Annotated in this window: 27 protein-coding genes; 21 read left to right on the forward strand and 6 right to left on the reverse strand. The window is 42.4% G+C overall.

The genetic code is table 11. The features are described from left to right. Positions 1-150 precede the first annotated feature (150 nt). A complete protein-coding gene (locus CJD36_RS14050) occupies positions 151-795 on the reverse strand; it encodes a hypothetical protein (protein ID WP_105039814.1) in 645 nt (214 codons plus the stop codon). A 42-nt stretch (positions 796-837) separates the two neighbouring features. Then, complete coding sequence (locus tag CJD36_RS14055) at positions 838-1,584, reverse strand: PPK2 family polyphosphate kinase (protein ID WP_105039815.1); 747 nt, start codon at positions 1,582-1,584, stop codon at positions 838-840. Between the two features lie 128 nt (positions 1,585-1,712). Here CJD36_RS14055 and CJD36_RS14060 point away from each other — a divergent pair, with 128 nt between their 5' ends. From CJD36_RS14060 to CJD36_RS14075, 3 genes are all read left to right on the forward strand, one after another. Continuing rightward, on the forward strand, positions 1,713-3,161 hold the full coding sequence (locus CJD36_RS14060) for a TolC family protein (protein ID WP_105039816.1): 1,449 nt from the start codon (positions 1,713-1,715) through the stop codon (positions 3,159-3,161). Between the two features lie 3 nt (positions 3,162-3,164). Beyond that, positions 3,165-3,944: an inositol monophosphatase family protein gene (locus CJD36_RS14065; protein ID WP_240609348.1), complete on the forward strand. Its 780-nt coding sequence runs from the start codon at positions 3,165-3,167 to the stop codon at positions 3,942-3,944. Positions 3,945-4,812: 868 nt separating this feature from the next. Then, positions 4,813-5,613 carry a hypothetical protein gene (locus tag CJD36_RS14075; protein ID WP_105039818.1) on the forward strand — a complete coding sequence of 267 codons (801 nt, stop codon included), beginning with the start codon at positions 4,813-4,815 and terminating at the stop codon, positions 5,611-5,613. A 663-nt stretch (positions 5,614-6,276) separates the two neighbouring features. Here the strand turns inward: CJD36_RS14075 and CJD36_RS14080 are convergent. From CJD36_RS14080 to CJD36_RS14090, 3 genes are read right to left on the reverse strand one after another with little or no spacing between them, the layout of a single operon-like run. After that, entirely contained in the window at positions 6,277-6,768 is a 492-nt protein-coding gene (locus tag CJD36_RS14080) for a hypothetical protein (RefSeq protein ID WP_133162651.1), read from the reverse strand. Positions 6,769-6,780: 12 nt separating this feature from the next. Beyond that, on the reverse strand, positions 6,781-7,959 hold the full coding sequence (locus tag CJD36_RS14085; protein ID WP_105039820.1) for a M20 metallopeptidase family protein: 1,179 nt from the start codon (positions 7,957-7,959) through the stop codon (positions 6,781-6,783). 6 nt (positions 7,960-7,965) lie between these two features. Then, positions 7,966-8,556: an SPOR domain-containing protein gene (locus CJD36_RS14090; RefSeq protein ID WP_105039821.1), complete on the reverse strand. Its 591-nt coding sequence runs from the start codon at positions 8,554-8,556 to the stop codon at positions 7,966-7,968. Between the two features lie 155 nt (positions 8,557-8,711). Between CJD36_RS14090 and CJD36_RS14095 the strand changes: the two genes are divergently transcribed. From CJD36_RS14095 to rplL, 6 genes are all read left to right on the forward strand, one after another. Then, complete coding sequence (locus CJD36_RS14095; RefSeq protein WP_105039822.1) at positions 8,712-8,957, forward strand: hypothetical protein; 246 nt, start codon at positions 8,712-8,714, stop codon at positions 8,955-8,957. Next, positions 8,947-9,243, forward strand: coding sequence for a type II toxin-antitoxin system RelE/ParE family toxin (locus CJD36_RS14100; protein WP_105039823.1), 297 nt, complete (start codon positions 8,947-8,949; stop codon positions 9,241-9,243). The genes CJD36_RS14095 and CJD36_RS14100 overlap by 11 nt, the downstream gene beginning before the upstream one ends. A 164-nt stretch (positions 9,244-9,407) precedes the next feature. Next, a complete protein-coding gene (gene rplK, locus CJD36_RS14105) occupies positions 9,408-9,848 on the forward strand; it encodes a 50S ribosomal protein L11 (protein ID WP_105039824.1) in 441 nt (146 codons plus the stop codon). A gap of 28 nt (positions 9,849-9,876) precedes the next feature. Then, positions 9,877-10,566, forward strand: coding sequence for a 50S ribosomal protein L1 (gene rplA / locus CJD36_RS14110; RefSeq protein WP_105039825.1), 690 nt, complete (start codon positions 9,877-9,879; stop codon positions 10,564-10,566). Positions 10,567-10,701: 135 nt separating this feature from the next. Further along, the gene (rplJ, locus tag CJD36_RS14115; protein WP_105039826.1) at positions 10,702-11,241 is read left to right on the forward strand and encodes a 50S ribosomal protein L10; all 540 of its coding nucleotides are present in this window, start codon (positions 10,702-10,704) and stop codon (positions 11,239-11,241) included. A 205-nt stretch (positions 11,242-11,446) separates the two neighbouring features. Continuing rightward, entirely contained in the window at positions 11,447-11,821 is a 375-nt protein-coding gene (gene rplL, locus CJD36_RS14120; protein ID WP_105039827.1) for a 50S ribosomal protein L7/L12, read from the forward strand. A 308-nt stretch (positions 11,822-12,129) separates the two neighbouring features. On the opposite strand, the gene CJD36_RS14125 is transcribed toward rplL, so the two are convergent. Further along, a complete protein-coding gene (locus CJD36_RS14125; protein WP_105039828.1) occupies positions 12,130-12,888 on the reverse strand; it encodes a glycosyltransferase family 2 protein in 759 nt (252 codons plus the stop codon). Positions 12,889-13,087: 199 nt separating this feature from the next. Here CJD36_RS14125 and CJD36_RS14130 point away from each other — a divergent pair, with 199 nt between their 5' ends. The 12 genes from CJD36_RS14130 (at position 13,088) to CJD36_RS14185 (ending at position 25,253) form a co-directional block, all read left to right on the forward strand. Then, positions 13,088-14,509, forward strand: a complete 1,422-nt coding sequence (locus CJD36_RS14130) for a sensor histidine kinase (protein ID WP_105039829.1) — start codon at positions 13,088-13,090, stop codon at positions 14,507-14,509. A gap of 117 nt (positions 14,510-14,626) precedes the next feature. Continuing rightward, positions 14,627-15,217, forward strand: coding sequence for a nucleotide exchange factor GrpE (locus CJD36_RS14135; protein ID WP_240609349.1), 591 nt, complete (start codon positions 14,627-14,629; stop codon positions 15,215-15,217). A gap of 124 nt (positions 15,218-15,341) precedes the next feature. Continuing rightward, positions 15,342-16,523 carry a molecular chaperone DnaJ gene (dnaJ, locus tag CJD36_RS14140; protein ID WP_105039831.1) on the forward strand — a complete coding sequence of 394 codons (1,182 nt, stop codon included), beginning with the start codon at positions 15,342-15,344 and terminating at the stop codon, positions 16,521-16,523. A gap of 252 nt (positions 16,524-16,775) precedes the next feature. Then, complete coding sequence (locus tag CJD36_RS14145; protein ID WP_161499319.1) at positions 16,776-17,555, forward strand: class I SAM-dependent methyltransferase; 780 nt, start codon at positions 16,776-16,778, stop codon at positions 17,553-17,555. A gap of 23 nt (positions 17,556-17,578) precedes the next feature. Further along, entirely contained in the window at positions 17,579-18,019 is a 441-nt protein-coding gene (locus CJD36_RS14150) for an SRPBCC family protein (protein ID WP_105039833.1), read from the forward strand. A 24-nt stretch (positions 18,020-18,043) separates the two neighbouring features. Beyond that, positions 18,044-18,664, forward strand: a complete 621-nt coding sequence (locus tag CJD36_RS14155) for an ankyrin repeat domain-containing protein (protein WP_105039834.1) — start codon at positions 18,044-18,046, stop codon at positions 18,662-18,664. Between the two features lie 77 nt (positions 18,665-18,741). Beyond that, positions 18,742-20,163 carry an MBOAT family O-acyltransferase gene (locus CJD36_RS14160; protein WP_105039835.1) on the forward strand — a complete coding sequence of 474 codons (1,422 nt, stop codon included), beginning with the start codon at positions 18,742-18,744 and terminating at the stop codon, positions 20,161-20,163. 5 nt (positions 20,164-20,168) lie between these two features. Further along, positions 20,169-21,317, forward strand: a complete 1,149-nt coding sequence (locus CJD36_RS14165) for an alginate O-acetyltransferase AlgX-related protein (RefSeq protein ID WP_105039836.1) — start codon at positions 20,169-20,171, stop codon at positions 21,315-21,317. A gap of 75 nt (positions 21,318-21,392) precedes the next feature. Next, positions 21,393-22,139, forward strand: a complete 747-nt coding sequence (gene fabG, locus CJD36_RS14170; RefSeq protein WP_105039837.1) for a 3-oxoacyl-[acyl-carrier-protein] reductase — start codon at positions 21,393-21,395, stop codon at positions 22,137-22,139. A 180-nt stretch (positions 22,140-22,319) separates the two neighbouring features. Next, on the forward strand, positions 22,320-23,318 hold the full coding sequence (locus CJD36_RS14175) for a beta-ketoacyl-ACP synthase III (protein ID WP_105039838.1): 999 nt from the start codon (positions 22,320-22,322) through the stop codon (positions 23,316-23,318). A 158-nt stretch (positions 23,319-23,476) separates the two neighbouring features. Further along, entirely contained in the window at positions 23,477-23,974 is a 498-nt protein-coding gene (locus CJD36_RS14180) for a hypothetical protein (RefSeq protein WP_105039839.1), read from the forward strand. A 187-nt stretch (positions 23,975-24,161) separates the two neighbouring features. Further along, a complete protein-coding gene (locus CJD36_RS14185) occupies positions 24,162-25,253 on the forward strand; it encodes a hypothetical protein (RefSeq protein ID WP_105039840.1) in 1,092 nt (363 codons plus the stop codon). Positions 25,254-25,436: the final 183 nt, after the last annotated feature.

The raw sequence follows: 25,436 nt of genomic DNA on the forward strand, positions 1-25,436 counted from the left end.
TAGTATTTGGCGGTATTTCTGTACGAGGGGTTGAAACCCCTCGCTATTTATGTCGCTCTTTCAGAGCTTGCTCATTTGCTTAAGTCAATGACATTGAGCGAACTGCACAATGGCATGTTTGACAACGCTTTGCAGGATAGTCGATATAATTTACTTCTCTCTCATAGGGTCGTAAGTGGTGCTGTCTATAATGTAGTCATTGGCGTTATAGGTGTGCCATAATCCTGATTGGCGTTCGCGGTGAACGATCTTTACCAGCTCCTCATTTGTAAATGCATCCGTGACTGAATTAGTATCGCAAATGACCTGGAGGTGTCCCATCATCTTGCCTATGTACGCCCGCTCAAACACTATTGTAGAGGCATATACATCGGGGTGCTGGCATTCTCTCTTCCTGTTATAGCCGTATGTGCAAATGTGGTATCCACCATCATTAAAGTACTCAATGTTCAGCGAGCAGGAATCGTTAATGGTAAAGATCTTATCGGGGATGTTGGCTTTAAAGGTGTCGTTGATGTGTACTTCATGCTTGCCATAGGCATCATAGCTATATTCATTAACTATCCATGATTCGGTCTTATCTAATATACGCTTGTATTGCAGCCTGCTGTTAATGTAAAGGTACTCAACTACGTGGTTGGCCTGGAAACGTTGTTTCAGATAGGTAGAGGTATCGTCGCAATCGGGGTAAATATATACGCGGCTTACCTTGCCATCTACCTTTACCTTCTTTTCACAAAGGTTGAAGCTGCTGCATAAGACTGCCAGGAAAACAATGAAGAGATACTTTGCCATGGGTAACGATAGAAATAATTGCGGAAATTTAATACAATAACCTCATTTTTTCATCCCCGGGTATTTCATTTTCAGACTTTTCAGCAATTCTTCCAGCTTTTGAGCCACCAGATATGACTTATACCAATTCTGGTCGGCGGGTATAATATGCCAGGGAATGTCGCTGCATTTGTCGAAGATCTCTTCATAATAACCCATGTAGTTATCCCACAACTTGGCTTCCTTAAAGTCATTGGCATTGTACTTCCACATTTTAGATGGCTCGCTCAATCTCTCTTCGAGTCGCTTCTTTTGTTCTTCGGGGGAGATATGGAGATAGAACTTAAGGATGTGGGTATCATTGTGTTCGGTAAGCAGTTGTTCGAAGTTGTTAATGGCCTGCATTCTTTGCCTGGCGGTCTTATCATCTATCATGCCATGCACGCGGGTTACCAATACGTCTTCGTAATGAGATCGGTTAAAGATCTGCACCATACCTTTTGCAGGGGTATTCTGATGCACCCGCCAGAGGAAATCGTGAGCAAGTTCATGTTGTGTGGGCTCTTTAAATGAGTATACATTTACCCCTTGTGGGTTCATGCTGGTAAATACATCGCGGGTGAGGCCGTCTTTACCGCTAGCGTCCATGCCTTGTATAATGACCAGTATGCTATGTTTTCCTTCGGCATAAAGGAGGTTTTGGAGTTCGTCAAGACCTTCCAGTATTTTGGCTAGTTCTTCTTTGGTTTCCTGCTTGTCAAGAGATTTAGGGGCTCTTGTATCTATGTCTTTGAGTTTTATCTTTTTCATGATCGATATTGATGTAAATATAAGCTATGAAGCTATCGTGCCACCGGTAATTTCTGCCGTATTGTTTTTAATTTTAAAATATTGTAAAGGGTTTTTGTATCAGGCCATAATTCATTTACTTTTGTCGTATGCGATCGTTTAAGGCATTACTGTTTGTTTTTTTACTGCTGCACCTACAGGCCCAGGCGCAGGAAGGCAGTGTATGGAGCCTGCAACGTTGTATACAATATGCTATCTCGCATAACATATCCATAAAGCAGGATTCACTGAATGCAAGACTGGCGAGGTATACTGTATTACAGAGCCAGTTGTCGCAAATACCGGCAGTGAGTGCCTCGGGATCTTATGGTAAGAGTTTTGGTCGTTCTATCAACCCGACTACCAACCAGTTTGTGGAGGGTAGCTACAATTCGCTGAGTGCATCGGGTACGGTAAGTGCCATGCTGTTTAGCGGGTTACAGGTGCGCAACAATATTGCTAAGAACAAGTATAGTCTTGAAGCGGCCATGGCCGATCTTGACCAGTTGAAGGACGACGTATCGCTAAATGTGGCCAATGCGTTTCTTGTGGCATTACTAGCGAAAGAGCAGATCAACATCAGTAAAAACCAGGTGGATGTATCTATTGCCCAATTGGCACAGACAAAGGCGTTTGCTGATGCAGGCAGACTGCCTGAGCTTAATGTAGCTCAGCTTGAATCACAACTCGCCACTGATAGTTCTAATCTTATTAATTCCATAGCGAGTTATAATTCGGCAATTCTTGATCTTAAGGCATTGCTTAACCTGGACTTCGGCGAGCCATTTACCATACAGGTGCCTGATGCGGAAGTAGGTGAGCAGTTGATGATGAGTAGCTTACAACCTGGAGACGTGTATGAAAAGGCAAGAGGTCATTTTGGGTCTGTAAAAGGTAGTAAGCTGAGAGTAAGTGCGGCCGAGAAAGGGTTGGCGGCCGCCAGAGGGGGCATATATCCTCAATTATCTGTAGGCTATCAACTGGGAACCAACTACGCGAGTAACTATCAGAGCTATGCCTATACTGCTACGCCTAATGGTCTTCAATTGGCGGGGATAGCGGTGGACAGTGTCAATAACCATTTTTACAATGTGTATCAACCTGCATTTACAACTACAACTACCGCAACAACAATTCCGTTCAACAACCAGTTCGATAACAATTTGCGCCACTCGGTATTTCTTAACCTGAATATTCCTATATTTAATGGGTGGCAAACACAGTATAGCATAAAGCAGGCAAAAGTGAACCTGGAATCGCAGCGACTGAATGAATACAATGCAGAACTGACGCTGAAACAGAATGTATATAAGGCGCATAATAGTGCAGTGAATTCTATACAAAAGTATAATGCGGCCAGAAGAGCCAATGATGCCGCCAGCCGTGCACTGGAGTTTGCAAGGAAGAGATACGACCTTGGATTGACAAGTACGGTGGATCTGCTGGTGACACAGTCGACGCAGTTCAATGCGGCATCGAACATGGTGATAGCAAAGTATGATCTGATCTTCAAGTTGAAAGTGATTGACTATTATTTGGGTAAAGAAATAAAATTATAACGCATGCCTGATATGAAAGATGTGCTGTTGCAAGCAACAGCTGAAGCCGGAAAAATCATCCAGTTTTACTTCAATGGTACTTTTAAAGTAGATAATAAGGAAGGCATCAACAATCTTGTAACTGAAGTTGACCAGATGTCGGAAGACAAGATCATAGAGGTTATCAGAAGGCATTTTCCTGACCATAGTATCATAAGCGAGGAAGTAGGTGAGTTGCTTAAACCATCGGACTACGAGTGGATCATAGACCCGATAGATGGTACTGTAAACTTTGCTCATGGCATTCCTATTTGTTGTGTGAGTATTGCACTAAAGTATAAAGAAGATCTGCTGCTGGGTGCTGTTTACAACCCTATGATGAACGAGATGTTCTTTGCTGAAAAAGGCAAGGGCGCTACGCTTAACGGGTTGCCGATACATGTATCTACCAAAACAAATTTCAAGAAGGCATGTCTGGTAACAGGTTTTCCGTATAAGTGGCCGGAGTCTGAGCAGCATCCTATAAAAGTGTTTGAACGATTTGTAATGGAGGGGCTGCCTATTCGTCGTCTGGGTTCAGCAGCTATAGATCTTTGTTGGGTAGCATGCGGTCGCTTTGATGGTTTCTGGGAGTATAACCTCAGTAGCTGGGACGTAGCCGCGGGATACCTGATAGTGCAGGAGGCCGGTGGTGTGGTGACCAATTTTGAGGGCGATCCGTACAATGTGTTTGAGCGCGAAACGCTGGCTACCAATGGTCATATACATGCGGCTATGCTGGAGGCGATAAAGAGGAAAGATTAGATGTTAATGGTTGAATTGCGCAATTGCTCAATGGCTTAATGAGGATCTTGTACAGAGATAAATAGTAGACTGTTGAGAGATCAATGGTCTATTTTTTTGCTTGTTTTTGAATGTGGCAATTTTTTCTTTTTTGCGGAAGTTTTGGTTTGGTGCTTTTGGTTGTATTGTGCTGTGGGTAAGGATTTGAGGTCATTTTAGCAAATTTCATAAAACTTCCACTTTCTTCCACTTTTTTCCGGTTAGTGCAGGGCTGAAGATTTTCAGCCCCTACGTGCATTGGCCGTAAACTGGTTTACACGTTTGTTAGATAGTCACTGTTTTTGTTTACTGCCGTTTTGTGTTCTGTCCGGTGTGGAGACGCAATTATGCATCTCTACCAGAGGCGAATTATTTAATCGTGTATATAAAGTGGCAGTTTTTCACGAAAGTGGCAGTTCTGGTTATTGGTTTTTGGTTGAAGTGCTTGGTGGGTTTGGGTTTCAGGGGATTTTAACAAACTGCTACTTTCTGCTACTTTCTGCCACTTTTTTTCTGCCTAGTCCTTAAATAGGTTTACACACTGGTTAGGTAAATCAAATATAGGAATGCTGTCACGGACGAGTTGGTTGCTGTAGGGCTGAAGATTTTCAGCCCCTACGTGTAGGGTGATGTATTTGATTGGGTTCATAATGTCAAAGAGCGCAATGGTTTTCACCTAAATCGGTGCAAATTAATACGGGAAAATGATGTTGAAAAATAAAGATATTCACAAAAATGTGGACATCTTGATCTAATAACTGATGGATCAAGGGTTTAGAAGGGGTTACTTGAAGTTGAAAGATTTTTTTATTATTGTAGTGAATTTCTGAACCTGAAAACAAACCTGACCGTGAAACATTTCTTTTTTCTGTTAATATCATTTTCCATCACTTTCTGCTCGAAAGCCCAATTCAATTATATTCATGGGCTTCCTTATAAAGTAGATACATTTCGCCTGAATGGTTTACAGTGTGCGAAGCAGCGCTATGCCCAGCGCGACCTGGACGGTGTGCGGGATGAAAATATACAGGAACGCATTCTTGCGGCTAATATCAGGTATCTGCAAGGATCGCTCGATCAGATGAACAGTTATATCATAGAAGGAAAGGATGTGTATTATAATGTAGGTTCCGGGGAGGGACATATACGGGACATAAAAAATACAGACCCTACTTTTGACTGCACCAATTATACCAATGAGCTGCAGCTATACAAGAAGATAGCAGATGATAGATTTGAGATAAAGGAGGAGCAAGAAAAGCAGGTGCAGTTTGAAAAGGATGAGATAGTGCGTAAACAACAAGAAGAGAAGAAAAGGGTAGACGATTCAATAGCAGAGGAAGAAGCCTACATTCATCATCTTGTGGATTCTATTTCTGATGCACTGGAAGCAAAAAAAGCAAAAATTGCAGCGAAAGAAATACTAAAAAAATATGGGCCTGTGAACGGCAAGGCTATAAATAATGGCAAAGTGTTGTTGGGTATGACACCGGCAATGTGCGAGTTGGCCTGGGGGATGCCATTGGGGACATCAAAATCGACAACGGCGAAGGGAACTACGGAGAAGTGGATATACACTAAGTTTCAGTATTTAGTGTTTACTAATGGCAGAGTGAGTGCTATTTATGAGGGTGGGGTGGTGGAGTATTGAGGCTAAACGTATTTCTTGCTCTGTATTTTCAACTGTATGATGAAGAATTCTGTTTTAGTTAAATAGGTATTTTGCCCCAGCCTACCGGCAGGCTGGCTTACGGGGCTAGCCTCTGATTGCATTTTGTTACGAAGGGTTGAAATCCCTCGCTATTTATGTCGCCCTTTTCTACGAGCAACTATCGCTAACCCAAATTTTGTATTGAAATGCATGGTTTATGGCTCTCGTAACATGCAGATAACCACCTCCCCCGGATATTTCGGCAGAAAATGCCGAAATATCCGGGTACTCCTCCTTCAAAAGGAGGAGAGTGTGTAATGCAGCTCTCAAGTTGCTACTCAATATTGTTCCTACTCAATTCAAATGCAGTCTATGAATTTGGGTAAGGGATAGGCCTAACATGGGGATGTCATCGGAGAACTGCCAGGGACTGAAAACATCCGATACCTTCGGCATCGTTCTCAAAGAAGTTGCGTTTGCTATTGACATCTGATACCTACGGCATCATGACATGAAGATGGTTCTTTTTTTTGGGGGCTGTTCGGGTCAGATATATGCATTTTCGCTGGAGCGTATAGTTAGTGGGGCTCAAAGAGAACCGGCCCGTCGGATGTCGGTCTTCAGACCGACATCGGCGAGAAACCTCTTATTTAGTTCAAATATTTAGAGGAACGCGTCTATCAATTCATCTGAAAAGTTGTAAATGGTTACTCCGTGATCAGGTACTTTTTGGGAAAGCGTTTGCTTCAGTTCATTGTAGTTTTTGTGATAGAATCCTGAAAGCCCTACCACTTTTTGCTGATTAATAAGCAAGTATAGCCGCTGAAAAGAGTAGTTTTGGTAATTATCATCGAAATAAACAAACCCTGTAAAGGCTGATAGTAGGAATTCATGTTTCGGGCCAATGCCTAAGAAAGAACTAACGATAATCGTATCATCGCTAATTACAATTTTCACCGCCTTTCTCTTGAGTGGTAGCCAAAAAAGTATAATGCATGCTATGGTTATAGAGGCAGCAAATATGACCACTGGTAATACCCTGTGGTCGGGGCTATTGACATAATCTACAACCATTACACATAGTAAGGCGGTTAGTCCCCCAAAGTTGAATAGGGGGTAGAGTATGTTCCATGTAAAAGTTGATCGTATTTCCATAGTGGTCAACTATTATTTCAACGCATTCAATCCCAGCCAGGCCATCATACCCATACCTATTTTCATAGCGTTTTCGTCAATGTTGAAATGGGCATTGTGGACGGGGGCGGTGAATTGGCCATTGTTGCTGGTGCCGATGCGGAAGAAGCAGCCCGGAACCTGGTGGGTGTAGAAGCTGAAGTCTTCGCCGGCCATACGCATATCTAATGGGCGTACATTTTCTTCGCCCATAAATTCATTAGCCCAACCGATTGCTTTTGCGGTCAGTTCGGGATCATTGAATAGTGATGGATAGCCAACGGGTATGTCTACATCTGCAGTTGCGCCATAAGAGGCACATGTTTGTTCTGTAAAATCCTTTATCCATTTATGTGCCTGGTAGCGCCAGTCTTCATTCATGGTACGGAAGGTGCCGAGTATCTCTACCTTGTCGGGAATGACATTGGTAGCAAAGCCACCCTGTATGCTGCCAAAGGTAAGTACTGACGGGATGAGTGGATTTCCCTTGCGGGAAATGACCTGCTGCAGGCCTGTTATTACCTGAGCCGCGATGGCGATAGGGTCGATAGTTTGATGTGGTAATGCCGCGTGACCGCCTCTACCGTGGATCGTTATATATACTTCATCGGCACTTGCCATGTACTGGCCCGCACGGAAACCTACCTGCCCTACCGGCAGGTGTGGATATACGTGGAGTGCAAGAATTGCTTCGGGCTTAGGATTTTCCAATACGCCTGCCTTTATCATTAAGCTCGCTCCGCCCGGGTGTTTTTCTTCGCCGGGCTGGATGATGAGTTTTATTGTTCCTTCCCATTCGTGACGCATATCGAATAAGATGCGTGCAGCGCCCAGCAGACAGCTGGTGTGTACATCATGTCCGCAGGCGTGCATGATGCCATTGTTCTGAGATCGGTATTCAATATCGTTTGCTTCTTGTATAGGAAGTGCGTCTAATTCGGCGCGGAGGGCAATACATTTTTTGCCGGGGTTCTTACCTTCTATGATAGCCAGTATGCCGGTATCTGCAACACCGGTGGTATGTGGAATGCCCCACTCTGTGAGCTTTGTGGCTACATATGCCGAGGTATTGTATTCTTTAAAAGATAGTTCGGGGTGGGCGTGAATATGATGACGTATAGCTTGTACCTGAGGGAAATACTCCAGCGCCTTCGCGCGAATCTGATCTATCATGTTGTTTTAATTTGAGCCCAGCACATCGGGAACGATCATGCAAGGGGTATAAGTATCGTTGGCTTCGCGAAAGAGACTTACAGCATCTTCGCGCCTGCGGAAATTACCTGCTTTTACGCGATAATGGGGCGATGAGAAAGAGAAGTAGGTTTGTATACCGGGGTAGTTACGCATGAACTCTGCTTTAATGCGCAGTGCCTCATTCCGATTGGGCCCGTTATATATCTGCACCCTGAAACCTGTGCCGCGGTAGCCTGAACCTATAGTGGATCCTCTTACGCCGGCCCTTCTCATAGCTCTTAATTCTTCAACACTCGACTTGGTTCTTGCGCCGGCATTTCGTTCCGCTGCAAATTCATTAGCTTCTTTACGCACTTCTTCCATTCTTGAAGTTGGAATTCTGGCTTCAGATCTTTTTGCGGTTTCTTTTCTTACGGGAGGTGGTTTAGGCATTTCGGGCCTTTCTACAGGTTTGGATTTGCTCATAAGCAATGCCAGCCTGGGGTCGCTGTGCACAGCAACTTTACCTTTATCCTGCGCTGATAAGCGGATAACGGCGGTTATAGAAAACAGTAGTGTTAAAAATATCTTGTTCATCGGGGGATTGGGAAGATAAAATTAGAAAAAATATCTGAAATGGTAGTACTCTACTGTAATAATAGACTGGTATTGAGGATTTAAGTTGTTTGGGGGGCATGGTTTTGATACGATGCCGAAATCAAATAACTTTGTATTATCTATAACGTGGTATTATGACAATCGCAGCAGTTAAGGAACAATTACACGAATATATTGACCATGCAGATGGCAAAAAAGCCATGGCCCTTCTTGCGTTCCTGAAAAATGATTTTTCTGAGAAGGAGTATGTATTTGAAGAAGAGACTATTAGTATGTTGGAAGAGCGGTTAGAAAGATATTTATCAGGTGAATCGAAAGGATATACTTTGGAGGAATCGATGAAGCGGATAAATAATCACAGGTCTAAAAATGGCTTATAATTTTATTGTCAGCATAGAGGCTGAACTGGAAACTATATCAGCTACTGACTACTATGATAATAAGAGTGTTTCTTTAGGAACAAAATTTTTGGCAGACCTGAATGCTTCATACAGCAAATTAATTACTAATCCGCAATACTATAAATATATAGCCAGAAATAGGAAAGCAGGTTTGAGGTGCATTAAATTGAAGAAATTCCCTTTCCTTGTTGTCTATCACGTTCACATGGATAACATTACCATAGTTTCTGTATTGAATACACATAGGAAAAGCAAATTTGGATAACTATCAATAAATAAATTTTTCATCTTTTTGAGTTTTGTATTTTTTATTTCCCTACATTTGCACTCCAATTCTAATATTGCTCTTATTATAAGTTTGCATTTGGAAGAGTTGTAACTCTCTGTAACAAGAGAATAAATCAATTCGTTAACACCAAAAATTAAAAAATGGCTAAAGAAATCAGTGGCTTTGTAAAGCTACAGGTAAAAGGCGGCCAGGCTAATCCCGCACCGCCAATCGGTCCGGCGCTAGGTTCTAAAGGCGTCAACATTATGGAGTTTTGCAAGCAGTTCAACGCTCGCACCCAGGACAAAATAGGAAAAATACTTCCTGTAACACTTACAGTTTACACAGACAAGTCTTTCGACTTCGTGATTAAGACACCACCTGCAGCAGTGCAGCTGATGGAACTTGCTAAGCAGCCTCATGGTTCTAAGGAGCCAAACAGGATAAAAGTTGGTAAGGTAACCTGGGCACAGGTAGAAGAAATAGCCAAGGACAAAATGGCTGATCTTAATTGTTTTACTCTGCACAGTGCAATGAGCATGGTAGCAGGTACAGCACGTAGCATGGGCTTCACTGTAGAAGGTACAGCACCCTGGGCTTAATTATCCACCTTATTAAATTTTTGATGCAATGGCAATCACAAAGAAAAGAAAAGCTGTAGAAGCTAAACTTGAAAAAAATAAAACATATTCACTTACTGAAGCATCTGCTCTTGTTAAGTCAATAAACGTTACTAAGTTCGATAGCTCAGTAGACGTACATATCCGTTTAGGCGTTGATCCTAAGAAAGCAGACCAGGCGATCCGTGGTACTGTAAGCCTTCCTCATGGTACAGGTAAAACAAAGCGCGTATTGGTGCTTTGTACTCCTGACAAGGAAGCGGAAGCAAGAGCAGCGGGTGCTGACTTTGTAGGTCTGGACGAATTCGTACAGAAGATAGAGCAGGGCTGGACTGATATAGATGTAGTAGTTGCTACTCCATCTGTAATGCCTAAGATAGGTAAGCTGGGTAAGATACTCGGACCACGTAATTTGATGCCTAACCCAAAGACAGGTACAGTTACGAACGATGTAGCTAATGCAGTAAATGAAGTAAAGGGCGGTAAGATAGCGTTCAAGATAGACAAGGCTGGTATCATCCATGCGTCTATAGGCCGTATCTCTTTTGCTCCGGAGAAAATTGCTGAAAATGCACAGGAACTGATCAATACGCTTATCCGTATGAAGCCGGCAACTGCAAAGGGTACTTACTTAAAGGGTATCAGCATGGCAGCAACAATGAGCCCGGGACTTTCTATTGATACTAAGTCTGTAGGCTAATAAGCAATGTGAAAATGTGCAAATGTGAAAATTTGCCAATGACACAAATGGAAAAATAATCGTTAAACATTTTGAAAGCCGGAGAGCTGAAATCTATTTCACATTTCCACCTTTTCAAATTAACACATTAACAAAATGACACCAGCTCAAAAGAATGAAGCTATAGTTGCACTGAAAGAAAAATTTGCTCAGTACGACAACTTTTACATCACCAATACCGAATCACTGACGGTAGACCAGATCTCAAAGCTGCGTCGCCTGTGTTTCGAAAAGAATGTAGAAATAAAGGTTGCAAAGAATAGCCTCATCAAGAAAGCTCTTGAAAGCTTTAATGATGAGAAATACGCAGACATTTACCAGTCATTACATGGTGTTACCGCACTTATGTTCTCTGACTCTCCAAAGGAGCCGGCACTGATCCTTTCTTCATTCCGTAAGACGAACAAAGAAAAGCCAGTACTTAAAGCTGCTTTGATAGGTTCGGATGTATTTACAGGTGATAACGAACTGGCAAACCTTACGAAGATCAAGACGAAGAACGAACTTATCGGCGAAGTTCTTGGCTTGCTCCAGTCTCCTGCAAAGCGTGTATTGGCTGCATTGTTGCACCATCACGAAGGCGCAGCAGGCGCGACAGAAGAAGCTGCTGCTCCGGCAGAAGCATCTGCTGAATAATTCGACAATTTGGCAATTCGGCAATTTGACAATTGCGTTTTGTGAAAATTATCGGTTATCAAGAAGTGCAATGGAGCATTGACAAATTGTCGAATTGCCGAATTGCCACATTAGTATAGGCTTCCAAGTCCAATATATAAGTTACAAAGAGTACGAGTACATTAACAACATTAATTAAAAAACAAAAATTTAAAAATCATACAAAATGGCAGACGTAAAAGCATTAGCCGAACAATTAGTAGCATTGACTGTAAAAGACGTACAGGAATTAGCTAACATCTTGAAATCTGATTACGGCATTGAGCCAGCTGCTGCTGCAGTTGTAATGTCTGCAGGTGGTGGAGATGCTCCAGCAGCTGCTGCTGAGAAGACTGCTTTCAACGTAGTATTGAAGAGCGCAGGCGCTTCTAAGCTTAACGTTGTTAAGATAGTTAAGGATCTTACAGGTCTTGGTTTGAAGGAAGCTAAGGAATTAGTTGATGGCGCTCCTAAGAATGTAAAGGAAGGCGTTAGCAAGGGCGAAGCTGAAGATATCGCATCTAAGCTGAAAGAAGCTGGTGCTGAGGTTGAAATCGCTTAATTCTGATTTCAGAAAGTATATTGAAAGGCATTCCGGTAACAGGATGCCTTTCTTCGTTTTGGTATATTTCAAGTTAGACGCATAGCACGCAAAGAGTGCAAATGCCAGGCGTTGTAGTAGAGAACGCAAACTGTTGACGCATAAAATTATCCGGCTAATACCGAATACACATTCAAAAGAAGTAACGGTTACGATTGGGCGCGAACCTACGGCTCGCGGGTGAGAATAAGGTTTATGGATTGCTACAAAGCGGTGACCACCTAACGGGGTCATGACACGTAACGCGATGGTTTGAGAAACAATTGTTCCTACTTCTGCATTTTACTGAACATCCTGATCTTGGTGTATTTGCTGAAGGTGGCGTAGGCGGAGAGCTTACATATGGTGTAGCCATGAAAGCCATCGAGGAAGCCCAACTTTATGAAATATTCATTGAAAAAATGCCAGAAGGGTGAGAAGATGATGGTGAGTAATGATGCCTTTTTACCCCGTGCTACAGCATCTAGTGCAGATAGTTCGGAGTAGCGGTCTATTTTACTTAAATGATCTTCGAGCGAGGTGTAGCTGTAATGGAGGAGGTCGCCTTTGAGTAATCCTTTTTTACCTTCTTCAAAGAGATCCCAGTATTCGTGTACTTTCTTTTCAATCCAGCGACCTTTGGTGCGGTTGTAAAGGCGCGTTTGCTTATCTGGGTACCAGCCGCTGTGTTTTATCCACTGGCCGCAATAGTTGGTGAAGCGGGCTATTTCGTAAACATTATATTGCTGGTGCTCTTTAACCTGTAGTATACTCTTCGTTATTTCGGGTGCCAGTTCTTCATCAGCATCTAAAGAGAGTACCCAGTCATTAGCAGCACTGTCTGTTGCCAGGTTCTTTTGCTGTCCATAGCCTTCGAAGGGATTGAGGATAACCGTGGCACCATAGCTGCGGGCAATTTCAGCGGTTTTATCTGTAGAATTACTGTCTACCACTATGATCTCATCAGCCACATCTTTGAGGGAAGCCAGACATCTGCCGATGTTTTCTTCTTCATTAAAGGTAATAATGGCTACACTTAGTTTGATCATTTACTGGAAAGCATTCGAATGGAAGGCGCGGCAAAATTATATTAAATAGGCCATAAAAGCGATTACGCAGTCTCGATGCCCGGTATTTGCAGACAATCAATAGTTTATTAACTGTAAAATGAGATAAATTGTTTGAAATATAGTTTTTGTCGATTACTTTTATCTTAGTTGCAATTCATTAACAAATTGAATCGATTCTATGATAAGCCCTATAGACACTAATGAAAAAAGTCATACCCGGAAAAAAGGGAATGTGTTCCTCTTTGCATTATTCTCGTCTATATTGCTCATAGGCATTAATTATTACACTATAACTATCCTGTCGGATGTGAGAGCGTATGTGAATGGAGAATCGGAATATTCTAAAGGGCAGAAGGATGCTTCATTTTTTCTCACTGCCTATATTGATCTGCGAGATGAGGCATACTGGCATCAATTCAACAAATCCATAAGTGTTCCGATAGGAGATAGAATAGCAAGGGTGAATCTAAAGGCCGGCAGTGATGATAGTGTGATAGCCAGGGGCTTTTTGGCCGCGCGTAACCACCCTGATGATGTGGCAGGTATGATATGGATGTTCCGCACGTTTCAGCATACATGGTTTATGGAAGAACCAATAGCTATATGGAGAGATGCGGATAGTCTGAATGTACAATTGGTGCAACTGGCTAACGATATGCACACCAAGATCGGTAACAGGCCGCTTACGATGGAGGAAAAAGAGAACAGTGTGCGGATGATCAATGCGCTCTCGTCAGTGCTTTCGGAAAAGGAGCATGCATTTTCGGGTGTTTTGGGTAGTAAATCGCGTGCTATAAGTAGTCTGCTTTTAGTGGCAAATATTCTTTTCATATGTGTTATTTTAGGTAGCCTTACTTATTACGTTGTTAGTATGATGAGTAAGCTGGACGAATCTAATAGACTATTAGGTGAAAAAAATATTGAGCTGCTAAATGCCAGTAAAGAATTGGATACGTTTGTTTATAGCTTGTCTCATGATCTGCGCGCACCTATTACTTCTATAAAGGGGCTGGTGTACATAGCGCATCAGGAGCCCAACCCTGATGGTGTAAAGGACTACCTGGTAATGATAGATGGCCTGATAGACAAACAGGATGCATTTATCAAAGAGATCATTGATTTTTTCAGGAATAAGCGCTCATCGCTGGTGGTGAAGGAAGTGAGTCTGGCAACGGTTGTAGATGACGTGGTTAATAATAATAAGTATACCGAGCTGGCGCAGCAAATGGAGATAAGGAAAGAAGTAAATATTACTACTATTCAATGTGACGAGCTGAGGTTGAAAATGATATTGAACAATTTGGTGTCGAACGCCATAAAGTATAGCGACCCGAATAAGACAGATAGGTGGCTGGTGGTGCGGGCCAACAGAATAGAAGGTAATGTGGTGATTGAGGTAGAGGATAACGGTGTAGGCATTGAAAAAGAGAATTTTGAAAAGATCTTCCAGATGTTTTTTGTGACATCAAATGACAACCGGGGTACGGGCCTGGGATTGTATATACTGAAGCAGAATGTAGAAAAACTAAAGGGCGAGATAAGTGTATCCTCAGAGGTAAATGTGGGTACAAAAATATCTGTAAGTCTGCCCGCACTTTAAACATCTTCCTCTTACGGCAGAAATTGATTGTTAACTCCGACATTTTGTCCCATTTATTGGTTTGGCAAAATTATTGTCGGGTATATATGCATTATGTTTTTCAAAAAAAAGAAGTCTATGAGTAATAATATAAAAGATACTACTAATAACAGTGGCGACAACTTGGCACACAATGAAGATATGGAAGAAGTATTAGGCAATGTGCTGAATACTGACGACAGCCGCCATGGTAATGACCCGTTGAGTGAAGGAAATGATGAAGAGGTAGCTAAGATACAGGCTGAGCTGGATGAGGTGAAGGACAAACACCTGAGATTGATAGCTGAGTTTGATAACTTCAGAAGGAGGAGTGCTAAGGAGCGTATTGAAATGACACAATTGGCGGGTAAAGAGATCGTGCAGTCTTTGCTTGTAGTGCTTGATGATATGGGTCGTGCTGAGAAGCAGATAGAAAAAGCGACCGATGTAGCTGCAATGAAAGAAGGGGTATCGTTGGTTTTCAATAAGCTGCGTACTGTGTTGCAGAACAAGGGGTTGAAGGCTATGGAAGCGGTAAATGAAGAATTTAATGCAGACCTGCATGAAGCTATTACCGAAATACCAGCACCGAGCCCTAAGATGAAGGGTAAAGTGATAGATATGGTAGAACCGGGATATTATCTGAATGACAAGCTGATCAGGCACGCTAAGGTGGTTGTAGGGAATTAATTACATAGTATTTAGTACATAGTAGATAGTCCCGATGATTGCGGAGATGTGAAGAGTTTGTGGTATGGTGCAAAGAAAAATATTTGATAAACATAAAATACCGTCCCTGGTCGGGGGATAGAATATGGCAAAAAGAGATTATTACGAGGTTCTTGGAGTGGCGAAAGGTGCCAGTGCTGATGAGATCAAGAAGGCTTACAGAAAGGTAGCTATGCAGTATCACCCCGATCGTAATCCGGGTGATAAGGAATCTGAGGAAAAATTTAAGGAAGCGGCAGAAGCATACGATTACCTGAGCAATCCTGATAAGAAGGCGCAGTATGACAGATTTGGTCATGCAGCACAAGGTGGTGGCGGCCGTGGTGGTTATGGCGGTGGCCCGGGAGGCATGAACATGGATGACATCTTCTCCAATTTCGGAGATGTGTTTGGCGATGACATGTTTGGCAGTTTCTTTGGTGGTGGTCGCCAGGGAGGCGGCGGTGGCGGCAGAAGGCAGGGCACACGTGGTGCTAACCTGCGCATAAAGCTGAAGATGGACTTTGGTGAAATAGCCAATGGCGCCAACAAAAAGATAAAGGTAAAGAAGCACGTAGGCTGTACCACATGCAGTGGCAGCGGTGCTAAAGATAAGGGCTCGATACAGACATGTAGCGGTTGCGGTGGTAGTGGACAGGTGCGCAGGGTAACCAACACATTCCTGGGACAGATGCAGACCGTGACTACCTGCCCGAGCTGTAATGGTGAGGGATCTACAATTACCCAGAAGTGTGGTAGCTGTAAGGGTGAAGGTCGCGTGTATGGCGAAGAAACACTGAGCCTGGATATACCTGCAGGCGTGCAGGACGGCATGCAGCTGAGTATGAGTGGAAAGGGTAATGCCGGTGAGCGTGGCGGTCCGGCAGGTGATCTGTTGATACTGATAGAAGAAGAAAAGCACGAAGAACTGATCCGTCGTGATCTGGATGTTATTTACCTTTTACATGTATCGTTCCCCGATGCTGTATTGGGTACAAACGTAGAAGTACCGACCATTGACGGTAAGGCTAAAATAAAGATACCTGCCGGAACACAGAGCGGTAAGATCTTCAGACTGAAGGGCAAAGGCTTCCCTGCATTCCAGAGTTATGAGAAAGGCGATGAGCTGGTAGAGGTGAATGTATGGTCGCCAACCAACCTGAGCCATGAAGAGAAAGATATGCTGGAAAAACTAAAGAACTCTCCCAACTTCAAACCGGGTGCAGAAGCCAGAGAAGACAGGGAAAAGAGCTTTTTTGATAAAATAAAAGACGCATTTACGTCTTAGTGATTATAGATAATGTACTTTAGGCTCTACGTTGATGCTCCACGTTTGATAAAAATGTGCTTAGAGGGTTCACGCAAAGAGCGCTGAGATAGTGCGCAAAGAACGCAAAGCCAGGTTTTGTTTTAAGAGCGCAAAGAGCTGGATGCACAAATTATCTGACCAGCAGCCTAATAGAGTATAATTTTGTCTGACAATAAATTAAGATCGTTACAAACTCATGATTTTCCCCGGATATTTTTTAAATATCCGGGGTTGATCAGGATTGCATACGGCATCAGTTATCTCAACCAACTAAGGAAATGGTATGTAGTCGGGAAACTGAACAAGCTGGTCAGACAAACAGCATCCCCCCAATTCAGTTTTATAGATGTAGGTTGCGGTGAAGGGCAGTATATGTTTCCTTTAGCTGCACAATTTCCACGGTCCACAATAACGGGTATTGATAAGAGTTCGGGCAACATAGAATTTGCCAACGAGTATATCAGGCAGCGGCCATTCCCCAACGTAACAGTTACACAAGCAGTTTTTGAAGAGATGACCCCGTTACTCGAGGGTGATATTGTTATGTGTATAGGCGTGCTGCATTTTGTTGATGATGACAAAGCAGGGATCTGCGCACTGGCTGCAATGGTGAAGCCGGGAGGCAGTTTGCTGCTCGAAGTGCCGGTGAATGGTAAGACACTACTTCCGATTTATAGATGGGCATTGAGCCGTTATGGCAACTATGATACGATCAATGAAAGGAAGCGTAATTACCTGCCTGATGAAGTGCTGGCATTAGTGAGTGAGAGTGGACTGGATGTGAAGTCTGTTACCTATGCCTATGGCACACTTGGGAAGCTGGGACACGAGATATACAATACATCGCTGGTAATATTGCTTAACGGAAACGTAATAGAGCGGATCATCAGCGGGATAATTATCAATTTATTGTACCCACTTACGTTGATTCTATATGCAGTTGATTATTGTTTTTCCCATAAAGAGGGTAACAGCATGATCATAGTCGCGGAAAAGGGCATGAGTATATAATTTTTGCACGCAAGCGTCAACATATGTTAACACATACTATAAAAAATGAGATCAAAGCTCCATTGGAAAAGGTGTATAGCTACCTTGCAGACTTGCGGCAATATGGTATGGTGCATCCGTATATGGTGCAGGTAACAGAGATAGATGGCAGGGACAAAGAAGCCAGGTACTACAATGTAAAGGAGCGTTTTTTGTTGTATGGGTTTATACCTATGCGGCCGACCTATGATGCTAAAGTGCTGGAATTGGCAAAGCTGAAACATGTACAATATGTATCGGACGTAATGAGTGGCGTACATCTGACGATTGATTTCACTTTTGCTTACAATACAAACACAGGAAACACAGAAGTAACGGAGTTCATTAGTCTTGAAGCGCCGATTGTGATAGGTAGTGTGTTTATGGGGATATTGAAAAGAGCACACGATCTTTTTTACAACCAGCTGAAAGAAAACTGCAAATAACTTTGCAAGCAAATATGGCAGAGTATGGGATTATTAGATATACTGAAAGGGAGCAAGCAGAAAACACTGGATAAGGAGCTGATAGATGCAATTACTGCAAAAGATACCGCGGCCGCTATCGGTGCTCTGGAGAAGGGTGCAGATTGTAATGCAAAGGCGGAGGGTTCGGCTGAAAAGCTGACCGTTCTTATTATGTCATCTGCCAACGGGTGTAAAGAAGTGGTGCAGCTATTGGTTACTGCCGGAGCTAAAGTAGATCAGCCGGATAGTGCAGGTATGACTGCGCTGATGTGGGCATCAAAGCACGGAAACAGTGACATCATAGAAATATTGCTGCGGAAAGGTGCAGACGTAGACCGGAAAAGTGAAACGGGATATACACCATTGCTATACGCGACGGAGCATGGACAATTGGGTACAATAAGAATACTGTTGGCACGAGGCGCAGTGGTAGAGTGTAAAGACAAGCAGAATACCACACCAATAATGATAGCCGCACAGCATGGGTTTACCGAGATAGCTGCGTTATTGCTGCAGCATGGTGCCGATAAGAACTACAAAGGTCTGCATGGTAAAAGTGCAATGGATTTTGCCCGTACAAGTACCAGAACAGATGTGCTCGATATGTTTTTAACCCGTAACTAAGTGATTTTCGACTTTGCTTGATAGTAGAGTCATATTATTTAGCTTTGCGGCAATGATGATGTGTAAACAAACAGGAAATGGTATTTAGCAGCCTTATATTTTTATTCTGCTTTTTACCAATCTTCTTTTTCCTTTATTACCTGGCTGATAAGCGATATAAGAATGGTATTATCCTTGCGGGTAGTATACTGTTTTATGCCTGGGGAGCACCCCGCTTCATATTTGTAATACTGGGTACAACTGTTATAGATTTTTATGTGGTGCGGGCTATGGCCGCTGCTGAAAAGACGGCTTTTAGAAGAGGGCTGTTATTCATATCCCTATCCATAAATCTAGGTCTACTTTTTTACTTTAAGTACCTCAATTTTTTTGAAGATAATCTGAATACGGTCTTAACGCTATTCAAGATGAAGCCAATGCAATGGACCAAACTGGTGCTGCCCATCGGTATCTCGTTTTACACATTTGAGACGATTACTTATGTGGTAGATGTGTATCGGCGTATACACAAACCGCTGAAGAATTTCTGGGATTATCAGCTGTATATTATCCTCTTCCCTAAGCTGATAGCGGGTCCGATCATAAGGTATCATGATTTTGCGGGGCAGATATATGATCACGTAGAGTATGAAACTACAGAGTATAAGCTGAGGGGTTTTTATCGGTTCTGCCTCGGGCTGGGTAAAAAGGTACTTATAGCCAATGTGGTGGGTAGTGCTGCCAGTAGTATTTTTGACCTTGGCGATCAGTTGAGTACTACCACCGCATGGATTGGCGCTATCAGCTATACCTTTCAGATCTACTTCGATTTTTCGGGCTATTCAGATATGGCGCTCGGGTTGGGGATGATGATGGGTTTCCGTTTTCCTGAGAACTTTAATAATCCATATTCTGCTACCTCTATTACCGACTTCTGGCGCAAGTGGCATATATCGCTGGGTAGCTGGATGCGTAACTATCTGTATATACCACTTGGAGGTAATAGGGTAAACAGTAAGGCTCGTTTATTCTTTAATCTTTGGCTTGTGTTTCTGTTGTCCGGCTTGTGGCATGGTGCTGCATGGGGCTTTATTATATGGGGTGCTTACCATGGGTTGTTCCTGGTATTGGAACGCTTGTTCCTGGGTAAATGGTTGCAGAAGCTAGGTAAGGGAGCGTTTGTTTATACTTTTCTTGTAGCAGTAGTGGGCTGGGTGTTTTTTAAGACCGAACATCTGGATAAATCAATGGAGTTTCTCCATGCTATGTTTACCTGGAAACCTGATACCTTCGTTTGGCGGGCTGATAGGGAATTTATTACCATGACGGCTATGGCCGTGCTCTTCTCATTTTTTACATTGGTGCCCATAGGGCAGAAGATACAGCACAAAGTGTTTTTTGAGGACTACAGTATGAGAAGGCATTACCTTATGGCTACTGCCATGGTAATACTGTTCTTCCTCTGTGCGGGGCGCACTACCATTACTACTTTTAACCCTTTCATATATTTTAGATTCTAAGCGCTATGGAATTGAAAACAGCACGTGGGAGGTTATTCTTGTTTATAGCATTGCTTGTGGCATTGCCATTGATCAACTATGAATTGAAAATAATACAAAGTGGCAAACTGGATGGTGTAGCGCCTAAACCTGAATTTGCCCCATTTTCATTAGAAAATTGGTGGGACGGCAAGTTTCAGGAGCAGCGCAATACTTATTTCAATGACAGTATAGGTTTCAGGCCCGACCTGGTAAGAGTGAATAACCAGATAGACTACTGGCTATTCAGAAAGATCAATGCCAACACCATAATACTGGGCAGCGATGATTACCTGTTTGGCAGTAAATACATTGATGAGTATAACGGGCTGGGGTATATTGGGGATACTGCCATTATGGATGCCTGCTATAAAATGAAGAAGGTACAGGATACGCTGGCCAAACTGGGTAAGACCTTTGTGTTTGTCACCTCGCCATCAAAGCCTTATTTCTTCTCTGAGAAGATACCGGAATACCTGCAACGGCGCGAGCCACATAAGACCACCTATTGGGCCTATGAGCATTTTGCTGATTCTCTACAGATAAACAAGATAGATTTTAATGCGTGGTTTAAGAAAATAAAAGACACGTCAACGCATGTATTGATGACCCGGCAGGGGATACACTGGAGTGTGTATGGCGGTATGCTTGCGGCCGACAGTATGATAAAATATATAGAGCATGCAAGAGGGATAAATATGCCTCACCTGCACTTAACTAAGTTTAACTATTCTGATGATCCGCATCCGCCGGATGCAGATCTGGGTTCTATTCTGAACATGATCTATCCGATGACAAAGGAAAAACTCACTTATCCTGAGTATGAATATGTAGAAAACGGCCCTGTGCAAAAACCTAAAACCATATACATAGGCGATAGCTTCTTATGGTTGTGGAATGAAGACCAGCTGATGCGCAAAACCAGTATAGGATGGGAATTCTGGTATTATAATAATACTATCTGGTCAGACAGTGTGGCTGAGGCACATATGTATGAATACAAATGGAAGGAGTCGATGATGAAGGCAGACTGTATAGTGTTGATGTATACGCCGTTCAACTTCAATATAGTTGGTGCACGAGATGGGTTTGTAAATAAGGCATATGGGTATTTTTATCCAAGTAGTAAGCCCTAACAAGAGCGCATTTTCCCATTTTCTTTCTCCTTTCCCATTCAATTACTACTTTAGCACCTCCAAACATTATTATAAATGAAACTGCTCGAAAATAAAGTAGCGCTGATAACAGGCGCAAGTCGTGGTATAGGCGAGGCAATAGCCATAAAATTTGCTGAAAATGGTGCTAACGTAGCATTTACCTATTTGTCATCAGAAGAGCGTGCAAAGTCGCTGGAAGAAAAACTGACAGCCATGGGTGTAAAGGCAAAAGGTTACAAGAGCGATGCTGCTGACTTTAAGGCAGCGGAGCAATTGGCCGCTGACATAGCAAAAGATTTTGGCAGTATAGATATTTGTGTCAATAATGCCGGTATCAGTAAAGACAACCTGTTGCTGCGTCTTACGCCGGAACAGTGGGACGATGTGATGCAGGCCAACCTGAAGAGCGTATACAATCTTACCAAGCAGGTTATAAAGCCAATGATGAAGGCGCGCTCGGGCAGCATTATTAATATGAGCTCTGTAGTAGGCGTAAAAGGCAATGCGGGGCAGGCAGCTTATGCGGCATCTAAGGCAGGTATAATAGGCTTTACCAAGAGTATAGCCCAGGAAATAGGCAGTCGCAACATCCGCTGCAATGCCATAGCTCCGGGATTTATAGAAACAGATATGACGCACTACCTACAGGATGGTGGTGCTGAAAAATGGTTTGAGAAAATACCATTGGGCCGCTTTGGCAAGACCGAAGATGTGGCTAATGCTGCGCTGTTCCTTGCCAGCGATATGAGCACTTACATTACCGGCCAGGTGCTGAATGTGTGTGGTGGAATGGCGGTTTAAAAGTGAAAACTTAAAACTTAAAAGTAAAAAGTGGTTGCTTAATTAGATTTGTTGCAACAGACAAATTTTGTAAGCCTCGAAAGGAGGTCTGCTCAAAAAGGTAACTAATAGGTGGTGATTTTTACTTTTTAGTTTTCACTTTTTAGTTTTGTTTATCTTTGTGTTACTAAAATATTATAAATGCAGAAAATTCATGCTGCTATCACGGCTGTAGGTGGTTTTGTTCCCGAGTATATATTGACCAATGCCGAATTGGAAACAATGATGGATACCAACGATGAGTGGATCCAGTCAAGAACAGGTATCAAGGAGCGTCGTATTCTTAAAGGAGAAGGAAAGGGTAGCAGTGATATGGCTGTAGAAGCTGTAAAAGTGCTGCTGGCAAAAAAAGGATTAGATGCTAAGGATATAGAATTGGTGATCTGTGCGACAACCACACCCGATATGCAGTTTCCCGCTACCGCCAATGTAATATGCGATAAAGTAGGGATGACCAATGCATGGGGCTATGATATTAATGCAGCCTGCAGCGGATTTATCTATGCGCTTACTGTGGGTTCTCAGTTCATTGAAACGGGCCGTCATAAAAAAGTATTGGTGATAGGTGTGGACAAGATGAGTTCTATTATGAACTACGAAGACAGGACCACATCAATAATTTTTGGAGACGGTGCCGGCTGTGTATTGCTGGAGCCGGATACAGATGGATATGGACTAATTGACTCTATATTGCGCACAGATGGTAGCGGCAGAGTGCACCTGCACCAGAAAGCAGGTGGATCTGTAAAGCCGGCGACTATGGAAACAGTGATGAACAAGGAGCACTTTGTTTACCAGGAGGGTCAGTATGTATTTAAGTTTGCCGTAAAGAACATGGCTGATGTTGCCGCTGAGATAATGGAGCGCAATAAACTTACAGCAGATGATATAAGCTGGTTGGTGCCACACCAGGCCAATAAGCGTATCATAACGGCTACTGCCGATAGGATGAGCTTGCCTATGGAAAAGGTAATGATGAACATTGAGCGGTTTGGAAACACAACAAACGGCACATTACCATTGTGTCTTTGGGAATGGGAAAACCAGTTGAAAAAGGGAGACAATATAATCCTTGCTGCTTTTGGTGGTGGATTTACATGGGGCTCTACCTACATAAAGTGGGCTTACGACACAAAATAGTGTACTAGCCAATAGTTAATATGGCTTTGTGTTATATGTAAAAAACTATAAAAAATACCTTATTTTTATAAAAATCAGGCGGAACGAGTAAAAATTTATTGTCCATCGTTTTATTTTTGGGTAAAGATTTAATACTTTAGGCCTTTCAAATTTTATTTATGAAAGCATTGCGCGGCATACTTATTACTACATTACTCTCTATCGGAGCTTTTTTCGCAATTACACATACAGCTTGTAACAAAGATCGTTGCAATAATGTAGCGTGCCTTAATGGTGGTGCTTGTGACGGAGGTAACTGTACCTGCGCAGCTGGTTGGGAAGGTAACAGATGCCAGACTGCCAGCAGAGATAAATTTGTTGGAACGTTTAACGGCGGAGACAGCTGCGGAGTAGGTGGTTACACTCAATATTCTATCAACTTTGTAAAGACAGTTGGTAACCAAACGCAGATGACCATGCGGAATATGCTCAACAATATGGATGATAGTGCAATATGCACGTTGGTAGGTGTTGATACGTTCTCATTCAACGGTAGTAATAATAGTATTACTTACAGAGGTTATGGCAAAATAAGCAATGACTCTTTGTGGATGAGCTACCATGTACAATTTGATACTATTAATTATGATTGTAAATACTTTGGTATAGGATACTAATCCTGCCTGCTAATATTAAGAGATCCTGCTGCGTTTGCTGCAGGATTTTTTTTGCAGGTTAGTACAAATAGTACTAGTCGCATTTATTATTTTGTCTATTTGTTAATGTTTTTTTTGAATGTTTTGCTCTGACGACTTATCGCTTTAAAAACTTACTTTTGTTTGCGTTTTATATTTTAAAATATACATGAAAAAAATCATTCTGCCGTTACTGGTATTGATGGCCTTATCAATTTTGCCGTCTTGTTCTGAGAAATTTAGTGTAGCAGCCCCCTACAAGAGTATTACTATTGTTTATGGATTGCTTGACAAGGGCGATACGGCTCATTATATTCGTATACAAAAAGCATTTTTAGATGACTCTAAGAGTGCGCTTGCTATGGCGAAGGAGTCAGATTCGAGCTTTTTCAATAACATCAATGTAAAGATCAAAAGGATCAGTATGTCGGGCAATTTGCTTGATACAATTCACCTGAACCGCGTGGATCTTACCACAGAGGGCTATCCTAAGGAAGCAGGTACATTTTTCAACAGTCCTAACTATGCTTATAAGTTTAAGGGGACACTCAACCCCAACTATATATACCGTATAGTAGTTACTAATGCTGCCACCGGTGAGGTAGATTCGGCAGAAGCTCCAATTATTGACAATACCGCTTCAATGTCTTCTTTTTATATTTATTATTTAGACGACAACTCAACGACCTATACCTTTGATTTTGCAGTAAATACTATATATCAAAAAATAGAAATTATAAGCAAGTACTCTGCGCCAAGCAATTTTAATTTCAATGGATATACAACTCCGGCATCCGTTGCGCAAGCATTTATAAGGTTTCATTGGGTCGATTCGAATACCGTGACCGGATTGATTGCACAAAGATCTTACGACTATAATCTTGGTTATAAGCCTTTAGATCCGAATACATTTTTTACCTACCAGATAAGAAATTCGGACATGTATAATGCCATTAATACAGCTATGGTGAGAGCCCCTGAAAATACCGTGCGATTAATGGACAGATGTGAATTGATCATGTACCTGGGTACACAAGATTTTTATGATTACGTGAAGGTGGAAGAATTACAGGGCACGGGCCTTACGGGTAATGAGATACAGCCCACCTATACCAATGTAAAGGGTGCAAATGTATTAGGCTTGTATACATCTCGTTGTATGCGCAAAGGATATGTGACAATAGGTGGGGGAACGATAGAAATGCTAAAGACCCTTGATATAGTTGCGGCCCAAAGAATTGTTGGGACAGTATACCATTGATAGCTATTTGATATAATATTGGAATGGTTTTTTGTATGGTGCCTATGGGCACCATACTTTTTTTTGCCCGGTAACAGGTACAAGGAAAACGTTAGACAAACCGATTTTATGACTAAATGAATGTTGGCAGAGCGGTTTATGTGTTGATTCTGTCACTGTTTCTGCCATAATTACAGTGAAAGT

This window comes from Flavipsychrobacter stenotrophus, assembly GCF_002954265.1.
In the GTDB taxonomy this organism is placed as follows: Bacteria; Bacteroidota; Bacteroidia; order Chitinophagales; family Chitinophagaceae; genus Flavipsychrobacter; species Flavipsychrobacter stenotrophus.

What these genes read in the sequence shown, in the direction of transcription:
- dnaJ (WP_105039831.1), top strand. Translation starts at nt 15,342, where the DNA reads ATGGCAAAAAGAGATTATTACGAGGTTCTTGGAGTGGCGAAAGGTGCC.
- CJD36_RS14135 (WP_240609349.1), top strand. Translation starts at nt 14,627, where the DNA reads ATGAGTAATAATATAAAAGATACTACTAATAACAGTGGCGACAACTTG.
- CJD36_RS14055 (WP_105039815.1), bottom strand. Translation starts at nt 1,584, where the DNA reads ATGAAAAAGATAAAACTCAAAGACATAGATACAAGAGCCCCTAAATCT.
- rplJ (WP_105039826.1), top strand. Translation starts at nt 10,702, where the DNA reads ATGACACCAGCTCAAAAGAATGAAGCTATAGTTGCACTGAAAGAAAAA.
- CJD36_RS14160 (WP_105039835.1), top strand. Translation starts at nt 18,742, where the DNA reads ATGGTATTTAGCAGCCTTATATTTTTATTCTGCTTTTTACCAATCTTC.
- CJD36_RS14175 (WP_105039838.1), top strand. Translation starts at nt 22,320, where the DNA reads ATGCAGAAAATTCATGCTGCTATCACGGCTGTAGGTGGTTTTGTTCCC.
- CJD36_RS14180 (WP_105039839.1), top strand. Translation starts at nt 23,477, where the DNA reads ATGAAAGCATTGCGCGGCATACTTATTACTACATTACTCTCTATCGGA.
- CJD36_RS14100 (WP_105039823.1), top strand. Translation starts at nt 8,947, where the DNA reads ATGGCTTATAATTTTATTGTCAGCATAGAGGCTGAACTGGAAACTATA.
- CJD36_RS14080 (WP_133162651.1), bottom strand. Translation starts at nt 6,768, where the DNA reads ATGGAAATACGATCAACTTTTACATGGAACATACTCTACCCCCTATTC.
- CJD36_RS14060 (WP_105039816.1), top strand. Translation starts at nt 1,713, where the DNA reads ATGCGATCGTTTAAGGCATTACTGTTTGTTTTTTTACTGCTGCACCTA.
- CJD36_RS14095 (WP_105039822.1), top strand. Translation starts at nt 8,712, where the DNA reads ATGACAATCGCAGCAGTTAAGGAACAATTACACGAATATATTGACCAT.
- rplK (WP_105039824.1), top strand. Translation starts at nt 9,408, where the DNA reads ATGGCTAAAGAAATCAGTGGCTTTGTAAAGCTACAGGTAAAAGGCGGC.
- rplA (WP_105039825.1), top strand. Translation starts at nt 9,877, where the DNA reads ATGGCAATCACAAAGAAAAGAAAAGCTGTAGAAGCTAAACTTGAAAAA.
- CJD36_RS14155 (WP_105039834.1), top strand. Translation starts at nt 18,044, where the DNA reads ATGGGATTATTAGATATACTGAAAGGGAGCAAGCAGAAAACACTGGAT.
- CJD36_RS14150 (WP_105039833.1), top strand. Translation starts at nt 17,579, where the DNA reads ATGTTAACACATACTATAAAAAATGAGATCAAAGCTCCATTGGAAAAG.
- CJD36_RS14085 (WP_105039820.1), bottom strand. Translation starts at nt 7,959, where the DNA reads ATGATAGATCAGATTCGCGCGAAGGCGCTGGAGTATTTCCCTCAGGTA.
- CJD36_RS14050 (WP_105039814.1), bottom strand. Translation starts at nt 795, where the DNA reads ATGGCAAAGTATCTCTTCATTGTTTTCCTGGCAGTCTTATGCAGCAGC.
- CJD36_RS14185 (WP_105039840.1), top strand. Translation starts at nt 24,162, where the DNA reads ATGAAAAAAATCATTCTGCCGTTACTGGTATTGATGGCCTTATCAATT.
- fabG (WP_105039837.1), top strand. Translation starts at nt 21,393, where the DNA reads ATGAAACTGCTCGAAAATAAAGTAGCGCTGATAACAGGCGCAAGTCGT.
- CJD36_RS14090 (WP_105039821.1), bottom strand. Translation starts at nt 8,556, where the DNA reads ATGAACAAGATATTTTTAACACTACTGTTTTCTATAACCGCCGTTATC.
- CJD36_RS14165 (WP_105039836.1), top strand. Translation starts at nt 20,169, where the DNA reads ATGGAATTGAAAACAGCACGTGGGAGGTTATTCTTGTTTATAGCATTG.
- CJD36_RS14125 (WP_105039828.1), bottom strand. Translation starts at nt 12,888, where the DNA reads ATGATCAAACTAAGTGTAGCCATTATTACCTTTAATGAAGAAGAAAAC.
- CJD36_RS14065 (WP_240609348.1), top strand. Translation starts at nt 3,165, where the DNA reads ATGCCTGATATGAAAGATGTGCTGTTGCAAGCAACAGCTGAAGCCGGA.
- CJD36_RS14130 (WP_105039829.1), top strand. Translation starts at nt 13,088, where the DNA reads ATGATAAGCCCTATAGACACTAATGAAAAAAGTCATACCCGGAAAAAA.
- rplL (WP_105039827.1), top strand. Translation starts at nt 11,447, where the DNA reads ATGGCAGACGTAAAAGCATTAGCCGAACAATTAGTAGCATTGACTGTA.